Origin of the sequence: Umezawaea sp. NPDC059074 (assembly GCF_042738955.1) — a bacterium.
GTDB lineage: Bacteria > Actinomycetota > Actinomycetes > Mycobacteriales > Pseudonocardiaceae > Umezawaea.
Map to the genome: position 1 here is coordinate 19,521 of NZ_JBHYHC010000096.1, position 15,433 is coordinate 34,953.

The 15,433-nt window shown below is 73.0% G+C and carries 10 protein-coding genes; 7 read left to right on the top strand and 3 right to left on the bottom strand.

The genetic code is table 11. From position 1 onward, the window contains the following. The first annotated feature begins 370 nt into the window (after window positions 1-370). Genes ACFWW9_RS32655 through ACFWW9_RS32675 form a run of 5 tightly spaced genes read left to right on the top strand, consistent with a single transcriptional unit; the run spans window position 371 to window position 9,474 of the window. On the top strand, window positions 371-2,227 hold the full coding sequence (locus tag ACFWW9_RS32655) for a CRTAC1 family protein (RefSeq protein ID WP_390385925.1): 1,857 nt from the start codon (window positions 371-373) through the stop codon (window positions 2,225-2,227). Beyond that, a complete protein-coding gene (locus tag ACFWW9_RS32660) occupies window positions 2,224-3,189 on the top strand; it encodes an enediyne biosynthesis protein UnbU (protein ID WP_390385927.1) in 966 nt (321 codons plus the stop codon). Before ACFWW9_RS32655 ends, ACFWW9_RS32660 begins: the two co-directional genes overlap by 4 nt. Continuing rightward, window positions 3,189-8,498 carry an SDR family NAD(P)-dependent oxidoreductase gene (locus tag ACFWW9_RS32665; protein WP_390385929.1) on the top strand — a complete coding sequence of 1,770 codons (5,310 nt, stop codon included), beginning with the start codon at window positions 3,189-3,191 and terminating at the stop codon, window positions 8,496-8,498. The genes ACFWW9_RS32660 and ACFWW9_RS32665 overlap by 1 nt, the downstream gene beginning before the upstream one ends. A 2-nt stretch (window positions 8,499-8,500) precedes the next feature. Continuing rightward, a complete protein-coding gene (locus ACFWW9_RS32670) occupies window positions 8,501-8,926 on the top strand; it encodes an acyl-CoA thioesterase (protein ID WP_390385931.1) in 426 nt (141 codons plus the stop codon). Beyond that, complete coding sequence (locus tag ACFWW9_RS32675) at window positions 8,923-9,474, top strand: hypothetical protein (protein ID WP_390385933.1); 552 nt, start codon at window positions 8,923-8,925, stop codon at window positions 9,472-9,474. Before ACFWW9_RS32670 ends, ACFWW9_RS32675 begins: the two co-directional genes overlap by 4 nt. Before the next feature lie 153 nt (window positions 9,475-9,627). Here the strand turns inward: ACFWW9_RS32675 and ACFWW9_RS32680 are convergent, their stop codons facing one another. Genes ACFWW9_RS32680 through ACFWW9_RS32690 form a run of 3 tightly spaced genes read right to left on the bottom strand, consistent with a single transcriptional unit; the run spans window position 9,628 to window position 13,090 of the window. Beyond that, on the bottom strand, window positions 9,628-10,236 hold the full coding sequence (locus ACFWW9_RS32680; RefSeq protein ID WP_390385935.1) for a class I SAM-dependent methyltransferase: 609 nt from the start codon (window positions 10,234-10,236) through the stop codon (window positions 9,628-9,630). Window positions 10,237-10,256: 20 nt separating this feature from the next. Further along, a complete protein-coding gene (locus ACFWW9_RS32685) occupies window positions 10,257-11,603 on the bottom strand; it encodes a metallopeptidase TldD-related protein (protein ID WP_390385937.1) in 1,347 nt (448 codons plus the stop codon). After that, window positions 11,600-13,090 carry a TldD/PmbA family protein gene (locus ACFWW9_RS32690; protein WP_390385939.1) on the bottom strand — a complete coding sequence of 497 codons (1,491 nt, stop codon included), beginning with the start codon at window positions 13,088-13,090 and terminating at the stop codon, window positions 11,600-11,602. Before ACFWW9_RS32690 ends, ACFWW9_RS32685 begins: the two co-directional genes overlap by 4 nt. Window positions 13,091-13,238: 148 nt before the next feature. On the opposite strand from ACFWW9_RS32690, the gene add reads away from it, so the two are divergent. Together add and ACFWW9_RS32700 are read left to right on the top strand one after the other, a co-directional pair. Next, window positions 13,239-14,279 carry an adenosine deaminase gene (gene add / locus ACFWW9_RS32695; protein ID WP_390385941.1) on the top strand — a complete coding sequence of 347 codons (1,041 nt, stop codon included), beginning with the start codon at window positions 13,239-13,241 and terminating at the stop codon, window positions 14,277-14,279. A gap of 296 nt (window positions 14,280-14,575) precedes the next feature. Further along, entirely contained in the window at window positions 14,576-15,427 is an 852-nt protein-coding gene (locus tag ACFWW9_RS32700; protein ID WP_390385943.1) for a DUF1702 family protein, read from the top strand. The last annotated feature ends 6 nt before the right edge of the window (window positions 15,428-15,433 follow it).

The following is a 15,433-nucleotide window of genomic DNA, read 5'->3' on the forward strand; positions in this document are numbered from 1 at the left end:
AGTGGAAGTGAGCGCACACGTGCCTTCAGCACCGTCGCCCGTGCCCGTCCGCCCCCGCTCCTCCGGGTCGCCGACCTGGCACCCACGGCCGGTGACGCGGCGAAGAAGGCCACTCCCGCAGGGGCGACCACGTGCGCACCGATCTCCGCGACCGCGGAAACGGTGACCACCCGCCCCTGATCGCGGTCGTCCAGACCGGCCCAGAACACCGGGCAGGCGGTGCGCGGAGGCGTCGACGACGCACCGGCCCGTGCTCGGACATCACGAGGATGCGCACGCCCGTCCTTTCGGCGCGCGCGGACGGCGCCGCACCGGAATCCAGTACACGGCGGGGGAACGCAGCATGTCGAAAACCGTTCGAAGAGTCCTCGTGTCGGCCACCATCACGGCGGTGTGCGTCGCGTTCGGACTCGCGGTGGTGCGACCCGGCCTCGGGGAGGGTGCTGCCGCCCAACTCGCGCAGCACCACCGGTTCTCGGTGCGCCAGCTCACCAACGCCCCGCCCGACGCGCGGACGGAACGCGTCGTCGCACCGGGTCTGCGGGGCATCCGCGGCTGGATCTCGTCGGTCGGCGCCGCGGTCGCGCTCGCCGACGTGCGCGGCATCGGCCGCTCCGCCGACATGTGCCTGGTGGACCCGAGGGACGACTCGGTGACCGTGCGGCCGGTGCCGGGCAGCGGTGGCGGACGCGAGTTCGAGCCCGTCCCGCTCACCGCCGACGGTCTGAGGTACGACCACACCATGGCGCCCATGGGCTGCGTGCCCGCGGACCTCGACGAGGACGGCGACGTCGACTTCGTCGTGCACTACTGGGGCCGCTCACCGGTGCTCTACCTCAACAAGGGCATCGCGACCGGTCAGGGCTACCGGGCGGTCGAACTGGTCGAGCCGACGGCGGTGTGGAACTCCGGCACGCTCAACGTCGGCGACATCGACGGCGACGGCCACCTCGACCTGCTGGTGGGCAACTACTTCCCCGACGGCGCGCGCGTGCTCGACCCGGCCGCCGACGACGAGTCGCGGATGCAGATGCAGAACTCGATGTCGCTCGGTCGCAACGGGGGCACGAACCGCATCCTGCTCACCAAACCGGTCGCCGCCGACCAGGCGCCGTCCGTCGTGGACGCGAGCGTGGCGCTGTCGGACTCGGCCGCGAAGTCGTGGACGCTCGCCACCGGCCTGCAGGACATGACCGGTGACGGACTGCCGGAGATCTACCAGGCCAACGACTTCGGCCCGGACCAGCTGATGGTCAACCAGTCGACACCCGGCGCCGTGAAGCTGCTGGAGGTCACCGGCGACCGTGACCTCGTCACCCCCAAGTCCGAGACACTGGGCCACGACTCCTTCAAGGGCATGGGCGTCACGTTCACCTACCCAGACGGAGCGGGCCTGCCCACCATGGTGGTCAGCAACATCACCACTCCGTACGCGTTGCACGAGAGCAACTTCGCGTTCGTGCCCGACGGCACCGAGCAGGACCTCGCCGCGGGCCGCACGCCGTTCCGCGAACGCAGCGAGCAACTCGGCCTGGCTCGTGCGGGCTGGTGCTGGGACGTCAAGGCGGGCGACTTCGACAACGACGGGGGTGACGAGCTGATGCAGGCCAACGGCTTCCTCAAGGGCGAGGTCAACCGCTGGCCGCTGTTGCAGGAGCTCGCCATGGGAAACGACGAGCTGCTGCGGTACCCGGCCGCGTGGCCGAACTTCGGTCCCGGCGACGACCTGTCCGGGCGCGAGCCGAACCGGTTCTGGGTGCGAGGGCCGGACGGCCGCTACAGCGACCTCGCGGGCCAGGTCGGCATCTCCTTCCCCGACAACACCCGTGCGCTCGCGCTGGGGGACGTCAACGGCGACAACCGGCTCGACGCGCTGGTCGCCAATCAGTGGGAGGACTCGACGTTGCTGCTCAACGAGGGCGGCAGCGCGGACGCGGCGGACGTGCGGATCACCAGGGACGGCGACGCGGGCGTGCCCGTCACCGCGATCGGCGCCCAGGTCGAGCTGCGGCACCCGACGCGGGCGCAGAAGGCTCAGCTCTACCCGGCGAACGGGCACACCGGTGTCTCGGCGGCGGAACTGCACTTCGCGCTGCCCGGAGGTGGTTCCGCGCCCGCCACCATCACCTGGCGCGATTCCACCGGGTCGCACCGCGCCGAGGTGACCATCCCGCGCGGGACCTCGACCGTCCACCTGCGATCCGACGGAACGGCGGAGATCCGATGACCTCGACCACCCGGAACCAGAACGCCCGCGTCATCCCGGATCCGCGTGCCGGGACCGAGCCCTCGGCGCCAACCGCGCCCACGGGGTTGACCCCGGAGCAGCGCAGGGTGCGGGCTCTCGCCCGCTTCGCCACCACCATCACGATCTTCAACATCATCGGCCACCTGTTCCTCGGCTTCGAACAGGCGCCGATCACCCCGATCGTCGCCGCGCTCACGAGCTACGCCGCCGCCATGCTGTTCGAGTGGCTCGACGCGTGGGCGTTCGGCCGCAGGCCCGAGTTCACCAAGGGCGTGCGCGAGGCCGTCATCTTCCTGCTGCCCGCCCACATCACCGGTCTCGCGTGCGCGATGCTCATGTGGGGCAACGCGTCGCTGTGGCCGTACCTGTTCGCGATCGTCGTGGGCAACGGCTCCAAGTACGTGTTCCGGTTGAAGGTCAACGGAAAGCTCCGGCACTTCCTCAACCCGTCCAACACCGGCATCGCCCTCTCCCTGGTCCTGTTCCCGTGGGTCGGCATCGCACCGCCCTACCACTTCACCAGTTTCACCAGCGGCGCGTTGGACTGGCTCATCCCGCTCGGCATCCTCATGTTCGGCTCGATGCTCAACGCCAAGCTCACCGGCAAGATGCCGCTCATCCTCGGGTGGCTCGGCGCGTTCGTCGCGCAGGCGCTGCTACGGTGGCTGCTGCTCGACCACGCCCTCATCGGCGCGCTGCTGCCGATGACCGGACTGGCGTTCATCCTGTTCACCAACTACATGATCACCGACCCCGCGACCAGCCCCACCAAGACCCGCAACCAGGTGGTCTACGGGGCCACCGTCGCCGTGGTCTACAGCCTGCTCGTGCTCAACGAGATCTCGTTCGGCCTGTTCTTCGCGCTGGTGATCACCTGCCTGCTGCGCGGCGTCGTGCTTTTCGTCGTGCCGCGGATGCGGTCGCGCGCCGGGACGGCCTGATGACGGCCGCGATCGCCGTCGTCGGCATGGCATGCCGGTACGCGGACGCGACCGGCGTGGACGAGTTGTGGCAGACCGTGCTGGGCCGCCGCAAGGGCTTCCGGTCCCTGCCCGAGGGCAGGCTCGGAGCCGCCTACCGGGGCGAGCAGGCCGACCAGACGTACGTCTCGCACGCGGGCCTGCTCCGCGGCTGGGAGTTCGACCGGGCCGCGTTCGGCGTGCCCGGACCGCTGTACCGCGCCGTGGACCAGACGCACTGGCTCGCACTGCAAACCTGCGCGGAAGCGCTCGCCGACGCCGGACACCCCGACGCCGAGGGGCTCGACCGCGACCGGGTCGGCGTGGTGCTGGGCAACTCGCTCACCGGCGAGTTCTCCCGCGCGGCGACACTGCGGCTGCGCTGGCCGTTCATCCACCGCGCCGCGCTCGCCGCCATGGCCGCCTCCGGGCTGTCCCCGCAGGACGCCGACCTGGTCGCGACGGCGATGCGCGACCTCGTGCGCGCCCCGTTCCCGGAACCGGGCGACGAGTCGCTGGCGGGGGCGCTCGCGAACACCATCGCCGGCCGCGTCTGCAACCACTTCGACTTCCACGGCACGGGCTACACCGTGGACGGCGCGTGCGCGTCGAGCCTGCTCGCCGTCATGGCCGCGTGTCGCGCGCTCGCCAGCCACGAGCTGGACTTCGCCCTCGCGGGCGGCGTCGACCTGAGCCTCGACCCGTTCGAGCTGGTCGGCTTCGCGCGGATGGGCGCGGTGGCCCGAGGCGCCTCGATGCGCGTCTACGACAGCAGGCCGACGGGGTTCCTGCCCGGCGAGGGGTGCGGCGTCGTCGGGCTCATGCGCGCGGACGACGCCCTGCGCGCCGGTCATCGCGTCTACGCCACGATCGCGGGATGGGGCACCGCTTCCGACGGCGCGGGCGGCCTCACCAGGCCCGAGCAGGCCGGGCAGACCAAGGCGCTGCGGCGCGCCTACGAGATGGCCCGGCTCGACCCGGTCGCCGCCGGGTACTTCGAGGGCCACGGCACCGGCACCGAAGTCGGGGACCGCGTCGAACTGCTGACGTTGACGAGCGTCCGCGCCACCGCGGCCAAGCCCGCCGCGCTCGGCTCGGTGAAGGCGAACATCGGGCACACCAAGGCCGCCGCGGGCGTCGCCGGGCTGATCAAGGCGGCGCTCGCGGTGCACCACCGGGTGCTGCCGCCCACCACCGGGTGCGACGAGCCGCACGGGTTGCTCCGCGGCAACCGCTCCGTGCGAGTGCTGGACGAACCCGAGGAGTGGACCGGGCCGCAGGTGGTGGCCGGGGTGTCCGCCATGGGGTTCGGCGGGGTCAACACCCACGTCGTGCTCGCGGGCGGCGAGCCACGGGCCTCGACCGGCGTACCCGTCCGGCGGCCGTTGCCGCGGCACGAGATCGTGCCGCTCTCCGCCGTCGACCCGGACGACCTCGGGCGGCAGCTCGCCGAACTGGAGGCGCTCGCCCCGTCGCTGAGCCAAGCCGAGCTGCACGACCTCGCGGCGACCGAACACCGCCGCGGCCTCGGCGGCGCCGTGCGCTGCGCCCTCGTGGCGAGCGGTCCCGAACAGCTCACCACCGCGGCGACCCGCGCTCGCGCCGCACTGTCCACGTGGGACGGAACACCGCTGGCGCCGCGAGACGCGGACTTCGTGCTGGCACACGGCGGTCCGCACCGGATCGGCCTGCTGTTCCCCGGCCAGGCGGCACCGGTGCGCGCCCGGCTCGACGACTGGGCCACCGACGTCCCCGCCCTGCCGCCCGGCGTGGTGGTGAACGACGGCGACACCGACACCGCCGTCGCCCAACCCGCCATCGTGCGCCAGTCGCTGGCCGCGCTCGGCTGGCTCGAGTCCACCGGAGTGGAGTTCGCCTGCGCCACCGGCCACAGCCTCGGCGAGATCGCCGCACTGGTGTGGGCCGGAGCGCTCACCGCCACCGACGGGCTCGCACTGGCCGCCGACCGCGGCGCGATCATGGCTCGCCACGGTCGGCGCGGCACCACGATGGCGAGCGTCGCACTGCCTCCCGAACAGGTGCGGGAACTGCTGTCCGGCATCCCGGTCACGGTCGCCGGGCACAACGGACCCGCGAACACCGCCATCGCAGGGGACAGCGGCGACGTCCGCGTCGCCGTCGCCCGTGCGAAGGACCGGGGCGCCGCGGCCACCCTCCTGCCGGTCTCCCACGGCTTCCACAGCGAGGCCATGCGCCACGCCGTCGCCCCCTTGACCGACCGGCTCGCCCACACGCGCTTCCGCCCACCGAGCCGCACCGTGTACTCCACGGTCACCGGGGCGGAGCTCGGCGGCGAGGACCCCGCCGCGCTGCTGGCACGCCAGCCGACCCTGCCCGTCCGGTTCACCGACGCCCTCGCGCACCTCCGGTGCGACCTGCTGGTGGAAGCCGGACCCGGCACCACGCTCGCGAGCCTGGTCACGACGCCGGTGGTGTCGGTGGACTGCGGTGGCGACGGACGTGGACACGCGCTGACGACCGCGGCACTGGCGTGCGTCGGCGGCATGTCGCTCGACCCGTGGTTCGCCGACCGCCCGTACCGGCGGTTCGACCGGGACACCCGCATGACGATGCTGACCAACCCGTGCGAACAGGACCTGACGGCCCCGCGACCCGAGGAGACCGCACCGGAAGAGCACGAGGACCGCGGCGATCCGGACCCCGTCGCGGTGCTGCGCGAGCACCTCAGCCACAGCCTGGAGCTGCCCGCGGCGAGCGTGCGGCCGGACAGCCTGCTGCTCGGCGACCTGCACCTCAACTCGTTGCAGGTCGTGCAGGTCGTCGTCGACGTGGCCGACCGGCTGGGCAGGAGGGTGCCACCGCTCGCCGTGTCCACCGCCGAGTCGACGGTGGAGGAGATCGCGGCGCTGTGCGCGAGCCAGCCCCCGGTCGACGCCCACACCGACGACGTCGGCGTACGGCCCTGGGTACGGGCGTTCGAACACCGCTGGGTGCCGTGGACACCCCGTGCCACGCCCTGCCGCTGGACCGTCCGCGCACCCGAGGACGACTGGGTGCACGCCGTGGCGAGGCAGTCCGCCGTGGAGGACTCGGCGGTGGGCGGGCTCGCCGTCCGGCTCGACGACGCGGCGGGCGCCGAGGACATCTCGGCGTTGCTGCGGGAGATCTCGGCGCGCACCCCCGACGTGCTCACGATCGTGCACCACGGGCATCCGGCGGCGTCCGCGATCGCCCGTGCCGTCGGAGCCGAGATCGACGGGTGTCGAGTCGCCGCGGTCGAGATCGCGCCCGGTGACCGGCTGCCCGTCCTGCCCGTCGGCGGCGGCACCGTCCGGGTCCGCGACGGCCGCGCCGAACAGCTCGCCACCTCCGTGCGCGTCCTGCGCGGCGCGGACATCCCGCTCGAAGCGGGTGAGGTGTGCCTGGTGACCGGCGGTGCCGACGGCATCACCGCCCGGTGCGCGGCGGCGCTGGCCGAACGCACCGGGTGCACGCTGGTGCTGGTCGGGCGATCGGAACCGGACTCCGAACGGGTGCGCGAAGGCCTGCGGGCGCTGCCGGGGGCGCACTACCTGGCTGGAGACGTCACCGATCCGGACCAGGTCCGCGCGATCGTCGCCGCCGCGGGCGCGCACGGCCCGGTTCGCGGCCTGCTGCACGGTGCGGGCGTCAACGCGCCCCGACCACTCGGCGACGTCACGGCGACCTCGCTCGCCGACACGACGGCACCCAAGGCGACCGCGCTGCGAGCCCTGCTCGACGAGATCGACGACCCGCGCCTGGTCGTCGGGTTCGGATCGGTGATCGGTCGCATCGGGCTGCACGGCCAGTCGGAGTACTGCGTCGCCAACGAGCTGATGCGCGCCGAACTGGAGGCGTGGGCGGTCGCACACCCGCGGTGCCGTGCCCGGCTGCTGGAGTGGTCGGCGTGGTCGGACGTCGGCATGGCCCACCGGATGGGCGTGCTGAGCCCGTTGCGCGACCGCGGTGTGGCGCCCATCGACCCGGAAGAGGGCACGGCGGCGCTGCTCGCGGCGGTCGGCGACCCGGACGCCCCTGTCACGCTCCTGGTGACCGGACGGTTCCCCGCCACGCCGGTGGTGCGGTTCGCGACGCCCGAACCCGACCCGTTGCGCTTCTCGGCGGACGTCGTCACCTGGACACCGGGTGTCGAGGTGGTGCTCGACCCGGTGATCTCCACCGGGACCGACCCCTACCTCGAGGACCACCGCATCGACGGCGTCGCCGTGCTGCCCGCCGTCGTCGGTCTCGAAGCCGCCGCGCAGGCGGCCGCCGCCGTGGTGGGGGAGCGCGACGGTTGGACGTTCACCGACGTCGAACTCGCCACCCCCATCACCGTCGACGACCGGGACGCCCGGCCGCTGCGGATCGCCGCCCTAGCCGACACCGGGGGTTCGGTGGAGGTCGTGGTCCGCGGCACTGCCGACCACCTCACCGCCGCGGTCACCCCGGCGGGCCCCGTGGACCTGTCGTCCGCCGAGCCCACGTCGCCACCGCGGCGGGACGAGCCGCACCCGTTCTACGGACCGCTGTTCTTCCACACCGGCGAGCTGCGCGCGTTGCTCGACTACGAGAAGCTCACGGCGTTCGAGGTGCGGGCGTGGATCAGGACCAACCCGCGCGACTGGTTCTCCGGCTACCACAGTTCACGGCTGCTGCTCGGGGACATCGCCGCCCACGACGCCACGATCCACGTGCTGCTGGCCTGCCTGCCGCACCGCACCGCGCTGCCCGTCGCGGTGGAACGGATCACCGTGTGGCGTCGCCCCGAGGGGGACCTTCTGGTGACGGCCCGCGAACGGGAGCACACCGATGACGAGTACGTGTTCGACGTGGCGCTGCGCGATCGCTCCGGAGCGCCCGTGGCGCGGTGGGACGGGCTGCGGCTGAAGGCGATCGCCGCACGGCGGTGGCCGGGACCGCTGCCCGCCCGGCTCGTCGGCCCGTGGCTGAGTCGACGGCTCGGCGAGTGCGGGATCGCCGCCCGCGCGGAGTTCGCCTCCGATGCGGACCGGCTCACCGGCGACGCCCCGGTCGTGTGGTCGACCACCCCGAAGCCCGCGCACGGCAAGCTCGCCACCACCATCGCCCGCAAGACCGACGAACCGCTGTCGGTCTCGGCCACCCGAGTCGCGTGCGCCCGCCAGGCGGTGGGAGACGTGCCGCTGACCGTCGACGAGGTGGTCGACGACGTCCTGGTGGTGCTCGGAACACCCACCGCCCGCGTCGTCACCGCCCGGTTCCACACCGGGGGGCCGCACCCCGTGGTCGTCGCGGTGGTGATCTGAGCGTGCGCAGGTACGTGTGGCGCCACGTCGTCACGTTCGACGAGACCAACGTCGTGGGCAACGTCTACTTCGCCCACTACCTGCACTGGCAAGGACGGTGCCGGGAGATGTTCCTCGCCGAACACGCCCCCGGCGTCCTCGCCGACCTGGCCGCGGGGTCGCTCGTCCTGGCGACCGTCGCCTGCGACATGGAGTACTTCGTCGAGTGCTTCGCCTTCGAAGTCATCGACGTCGAGATGATCCTGCGGGGCAGGCAGCGCAGCCGCCTGCGGATGGACTTCGACTTCCGCCGCGACGGACAGCGCGTCGCGTCCGGCAGCCAGACCGTCGCCTGCCTGCGCCGCACCCCCACCGGCGCCGAACCCGTCGACGTGCCGAACGAGCTGCGGTCGGCGTTGGCGCCCTACGAGAGGAGCGCGACCAGATGACGTCCCCGAGATCGTCGATCGTCCGAACGCTCAACGGCCGTCGGCACATGCAGGCGCTGGCCTGGTTCATGGTGGTCACCCTCGCCCACTGGGCCGAGCACCTCGTGCAGGCCTACCAGGTCTGGGTCCTGCACATGCCCCGGCACGAGGCGGGCGGCGTGCTCGGCATGGTCTTCCCCTGGCTCGTGCACTCCGAGGTCCTGCACTACGGGTACGCGGTCGTCATGCTCATCGGCCTCGCGCTGCTGCGCCCCGGTTTCCACGGCGCCGCCCGCAAGTGGTGGACCGCGGCCCTCCTCATCCAGGTCTGGCACCACTTCGAACACCTGCTGCTCCTGCTGCAGGCGGCCTTCGGCGCGAACCTCGGCGGCCGACCCGTCCCCACCAGCATCGTCCAGCTGCTGGTCCCGCGCATCGAGCTGCACCTGTTCTACAACGCCGTGGTCTTCGTGCCGATGGTCGTCGGGATGGTGCTGCACGTGCTGCCGTCCTCCGCGCGGGAGAACGTCGACTGCACCTGCGCCCGCACCTCGCTCGCCGTCCGCTGAGCCCGCCGCCGCACGTCCCCGTGTCCGGGGGTGTGCGGCGGCGCCACGCCCCCGGCCGGTGCGACCGGGTGGTCCGATGTGGACGACGCGGTCAGGCGGTGCAGGTAGGACACCTCGTCGTCGGGCGACATGAGCAGACCTCCCGGTCCGGGGTCAGGGTGTGCGCACGCAGCGGAACAACGCCCACCGCGGCTCGGTGGGCGGTTCGGCGGGTCGTTCGGCGAACCCGACCTCGCCCGGATTGCCCTCGGAGAACTCGTCCAGCCGGAAACCGCAGTGCCGCAGGTCCCTCAGGTAGGTCTCCAGGCTTCGGTGGTGCGCCGGACGACCGGCCCAGGTCGGCAGCCCCGGCCGCTCACCGTCGGTGAAGTACCCCTCCGGTCCCGCGGTGGCGGCCGGGTGGTCGACGAGCAGCACCAGTCGCCCACCCGGTGCCACGTGGTGGTGCAGGGTCTCCAGCAACCGCGCCAGGTTGCGCACGTGCTGCACCGCCCTGCTGGACACGACGAGGTCGAATCGACCCAGCCCGTCACCCCACCACCGGTCCAGGTCGACCGCGCGCACGTCGAACGACCCCGCGGCGCGCGCCCGCGCGGCGAGGGCGTCGTCGGCGGCAAGGCCCACGTGCGCCGCGGGCCCACCCCCGACGACGCTCCGGATGACGTGCTGGTCGCCGCAGCCCAGGTCGAGCACCGCGCGGCCGCGCACGTCCCCCAGCAGCGCCAGCACGTGGGTCGCCTCGTCGTCGTGGGTGGTGGTCACCACCGGCCTCCTCGAACTCGTCATGACGCCCGCCCCACCGCGGTGAAGTCGGCGACCCGCAACGGCGGCATCGCGGTGCGGGTGCGCTCGTCGTCCCACTCGCGGGCCAGCGCGACGGTGGTCGCGCCCACCTCGAGCACCCGGTCCAGCAGGCGCAGCGGACTCTCGTTGAAGCGGAAGTCGTCGACCGCCGCCACCACTTCGCCGTCGCGCACCAGGTGCACGCCGTCGCGCGTCGAACCGGTCAGCAGCAACGCGCTCGGGTCGACGTCGCGCAGGTACCACAACGACGTCAGCAGCAGGCCCTCGCGCGTGGACGCGACCATCTCCGCCAGGGACGGTCCACCCGGACCCTCCAGCACCAGGTTGCCCACCCGCGGCGTCACCCGCGCGCCCGACCGGTCGGCCGACGCCCTGGTGTGCACCAGCGCGGTCAGCACACCGTCGGTGATCCACGAGGTCGGCGCCAACGCCAGTCCGTTGTCCGACACCGCCGTGTCCGCGCCGGACGTGCGCGCCACCAGGAACGGATCGCACCCCACCCCCGCGGCCGCGGGATCGCTGCGCAACGTCAGCGGCAGGCTGGACAGCCGTGACCCGAGCCGCCCGGCGAACGCGCCGCGACCGTCCTCGGCGTCGAGCGCCCCGGCCGACCAGTAGAGCTGCCGCATCAGATCAGCCGTGCACGACGGTGGCAGCAGGACCTCGTAGCCGCCCGGCACCAGGTCCAGCCGCCGCGCACCCCAGGCCAACCGCTGCTCCAAGGACGCCACGAGCCCCGGCAGGTCCAGCTCCGCGGGCGAGTCGACCTCCACTCCCGCCCAGCTCGATCCGTTCGCCGTGCGCGCCGTGAGGTCCACCAGCGCCGTCGGCTGCTCGTGGCGCAACCGCAATCCCGTCGTCGTGCCCAGCAGCGTCGTGCGCACCTCGTGCTCGACGTACCCGTGCAGGTCACCCCGCACGCGGCCCGCGGCATCGGCGATCTCCGCGGCCGTCGAGGCCAGGACGTCGGGCGAGGCCCCGACGCAGGGATCGCTCCAGTCCGGCGCCGGGGGCCGGTCGTCGGCCACCAACGGCCACGCGCCGCCCTCCGCCTCGGGTCGCCGCGCGGTCGCGGACGCCGTCGCCACCAGGTCCCGCACGGCGGTCGCGTCGAGCGCGCCGCTGGCCGACACCACCCCGACGGTCCCGGCCGGGGTGATCGCGGCCGCGGTCACCAGCCGCCGCACCACGTGCCCCGCCGCCGTCGCCGTCGCGCCCGCCCACCGCAGGTGGGCGTGCGTCGTCTCGTCCACCACCACCACGACCCCGTCGCCGGGGCGGGCGGCGGCGAGCGCCCGTTCCACCACCTCGTGCGCCGGGATCACGCGTCACCGCCGACGTGGAGCACGGGCACGTTGGTGAACAACGCCGACGGCACCGCGTGGCTCGCGGCGGCGGCCTGCGCCGGTCGCCCCTTGCCGCAGAAGTCCGCGCCGAACGAGGTGACCGTGCTCGCGTCGCCGAGGCCCGCCAGCGCACCCCAGAAGTCCGTCGTGGACGAGTGGTAGGCCGCGCCCGACACGGGTTCGGCGAGCCTGCCCGCCCGGATGCGGTGGCAGCGCTGCGCGGTGAACTGGAAGTCCTCCCGCCGCGAGTCGATGGACCAGCTCGCCGACCCGGCCAGGTAGAGGCCGTTCTCCACGCCGCTGACCAGGTCCTCGGTGCGGCACGGCGTGGTGGACGGCGCGAGCGACACGTTCGGCATCCGCGACAACGGCGGCAGCGACGCCGACTCGGCGAACGCGCACCCGTTCGACCGGGAGGCCCCCATCGCCGACGCGGTCGACCGGTCGGCCTGGAACCCCGTCAGCACACCCCCGCGCACCAACGTCCACGACTGCGCGGCCACGCCCTCGTCGTCGAACGCGGTCGTCGCCATGCCGTGCGGATCGGTGCGATCGGCCGTGACGGTCATCAGGTCGGAGCCGTAGCGCAGCTCGCCGAGTCCGCCCGGAGTCGCGAACGTGGTCCCGGCGTAGGAGATCTCGTGCCCCAGGGCGCGATCGAGTTCCGTGGCGTGACCGACCGTCTCGTGGACGGTCAGCCACAGGTTCGACGCGTCCAGCACCAGGTCGTACGCACCGGGCTCCACCGGTCGGGCGCGCAGCTTCTCCGCCAGCCGTTCCGGCATCGCCGCCACCTCGCCCGCCCAGTCCCAGCCGGTGCCGCCCAGGTACTCCCAGCCGCGCGCGGTGGGCGGGCCGGAGGACCGCAACGTCCGCACCGATCCCGTCGTCGGGTGCGACCCCACGGCCAGGACCTGCGGGTGCACCCGCACCCGCTGCTGCGTGGTCGTGGTGCCCGCGAGATCGGCGTAGAACCGGTTCTCCTGCACCACCGCGCACTTGGCCAGCACGGACGACACGTGCGGGGACGCGAGCAGGTCCCGGCTCCACTCGCCGAGCACCGCGGCCCGCTCCTGCTCGGGTACGTCGAACGGGTTGACCTCGTAGGCCGACACCCAGGTCGCGTCGGCGTGCACCGGCTCGTCGGCGAACGGCGAACCGGTGCCCGACAGCGGTTCACACGCACGGGCGACCGCCCACGCCCGGTCCGCGGCGCTCGCGGCGGCATCGGTGGTCAGCTCGGACGTGGCGGCGAAGCCCCTCCCGCGGTGGGTGATCAGGCGCACCGACAGCGCCGTGCGCTCGGTGTCCGCGGCGGCGGCGGTCCGCCCATCGCGCAGCAGCAGTTGCCCCCGGCGTGTGCGCACCACCTGCACCGCCGCGTGGAGGACGCCGAACCGGCGCGCGCGATCGAGCGCGGCGTCCGCGAGCCCGCGCAGGGGGAGTGCGAGGAACGCTTGGTCCACCGGTTGCCCCTTCCTCGATTGACCGCCATACTACTATGTGTAAATAAAGCAAAAGCAACCGCCGAGGTGGGTGATCCCGCATCGCGCTCCCGGTCTCGACGGGGTGCGTGGTCGAGCGGTTCGATCGGAGCAGGGGAGGGTCGCCCCGGTGTCCCGTGAACTCGACTCGTACCTCGTCGGCCTGCCGAAAGCCGACCTGCACGTGCATCTCGAAGGCGCGTTGCGCCCGGCCACGCTGCTCGAACTCGACCGGCGCAACGGCGGGGCGCTCGGCGGTCTCGACGAGGGCCTGCTCGCCGACCGCTTCCGGTTCCGCGACTTCCGGCACTTCACCGACCTCTACTCGATCTGCACCGACGTGTTCCGCGGCCCGAACGACTTCGCCCGTGCTGTCGCCGAACTGGCCGAGGACCTCGCCGGGCAGGGCGTCGTGTACGCGGAGATCACCTGTTCGGCGATCACCCACCACCGGGACCGCGGGATCCCGTTCGACGAGCTCGTCGACGGGCTGTGGGCCGGGGCGGTCGCCGCGGAGCGCGACACCGGCGTGGTGGTCAGGTTCGTGCTCGACCACGTGCGCGACCTCTCGGAGGAGGACTGCTTCCGCACCGCCGAGTGGTGCGTGCGAGGCCGGGACCGGGGCGTCGTCGCGCTCGGGCTCGGCGGTCACGAGCCCGGCAGGCCCGCCTCCCTGTTCGCCGGAGCGGTGCGCTGGGCGGGGGAACGCGGGGTGCCGTTCGTCCCGCACGCCGGCGAGGCCGCGGGCGCCGCCGCGGTGAGCGACGCGTTGGCGTTCGACCCACCCCGGATCGGCCACGGCTTCCGCGCCGCCGAGGACCGCGAGCTGGTCGGCGACCTGCTCGCCCGCGGCACCGTGCTGGAGATCTGCCCCACCAGCAACCTGCGCACCGGCGTCGTGACCGGGCTCGCCGAGCACCCGGCCCGAGCGCTGCGCGCGCTGGGTGTGCCGCTGGTCCTCGGTTCCGACGACCCGCTGCTGTTCGGCACCACCCTGCTCGACGAGTACCGGCAGGCCGCGAACGGCTTCGGCTGGGGGCCTGATGACCTCGCCGCTGTCGCGCGGACCTCGCTGACAGCGGCGCTGGTCCACTCGGACGCGCCTGCCGAGCATCGCGGAAAAAGATCCGGAACTACTGTCGAAAAAGGAATTCTTCCCCCATTGAAATAGGGTTCCGCCGGTGTTCCGGTGGAATTCGAGCGTTGTCCCGGCTTCGCTCGCCGATCGTGCGGAACGACGCCGGTGACAGCTCTCCGTGTACTGCCTGCGGCGTTCGTGTGAAGTTGACCGACTGCCTTGATGGACGGTTGAGCACCTGGTAGACACGGTATTCGATGGATGGATTGGGCGCTTTGTCCACTGTGTCCGGACTGCGCCGATGCTCTGGTTCGACCGCTACGGACGGGGGAGATGTGCAGCCGCTAGTCGGTAACTCGACCGGAGGTCGACGCTCGCCGATTACCTCGATGATCAGATTGCCGATGTCGATGGCCGATTTCGGCAAACGCGGATTCCGCACCGACCGACCGGCCGCGCGCGCATTGCTGGAAATGCACGCCAAGGCGTTCCTCACCGGTTTCAACATCGGCGCCGCGCACTGGCGCTCACCGCACGAGCCCCTGCACGCCCGCGTGCCGGACGCCGAACGCGGGTTCGCCTACGAGGGCGCGGGCATGTTCGCGGGACTGCTCGACTTCGCCTCCGCGGGGCGTGCCGGTGCGCTGCGCCGCCTGCTGGACGGTCCCGGTGACGCCTACGTGCACCTGGTCCACGTGGGCGCGGGTTGGCTCGCGACGCCCGCGCGCGTCACCGCCATGCCCTGGCTGCCGAGGTCCCCGCTGCTGCGCTGGCTCGCCGTCGACGGCTCCGGCTTCGGCGAGGTGTACTTCGGAGGCCTTCGCGCCCTGCGCCGACGGGCCGCGCGCGAACCCGGCCCGCTCTGGGAAGCACGGCTCGCGGGCTGCGGCAGGGCGCTGTGGTTCGCCGAGTCCGCCAGTCCGTCGGGTGTCGCCGACGTCATCGGCCGCGCCGCCGCACCCGCGCGGCCGCACCTGTGGGCGGGTGTGGGGCTGGCCGTCACCTACGCGGGCGCTCCCGACGATCGGGAATTCGACGAACTCGAAGCCGCCGCTCGGCCCCACTACCCGCACTTCGCCCAAGGCGTCGTGTTCGGCGCCGCCGCTCGACAGCGCTCGGGTGTCGTGCCGCTCCACACCACGCGGTCCGCGCAACGCTTCCTCGGCGTGGACCCCGTCGTGGCCTCTGAGTGGAGCGCCGTCGCCGCCCCCGACCACCCCCCCACCCCCGACCGCGGGTAGTTCATC

Coding starts and splice junctions, on each gene's coding strand:
- ACFWW9_RS32660 (WP_390385927.1), top strand. CDS start 2,224: ATGACCTCGACCACCCGGAACCAGAACGCCCGCGTCATCCCGGATCCG.
- ACFWW9_RS32665 (WP_390385929.1), top strand. CDS start 3,189: ATGACGGCCGCGATCGCCGTCGTCGGCATGGCATGCCGGTACGCGGAC.
- ACFWW9_RS32675 (WP_390385933.1), top strand. CDS start 8,923: ATGACGTCCCCGAGATCGTCGATCGTCCGAACGCTCAACGGCCGTCGG.
- ACFWW9_RS32700 (WP_390385943.1), top strand. CDS start 14,576: ATGATCAGATTGCCGATGTCGATGGCCGATTTCGGCAAACGCGGATTC.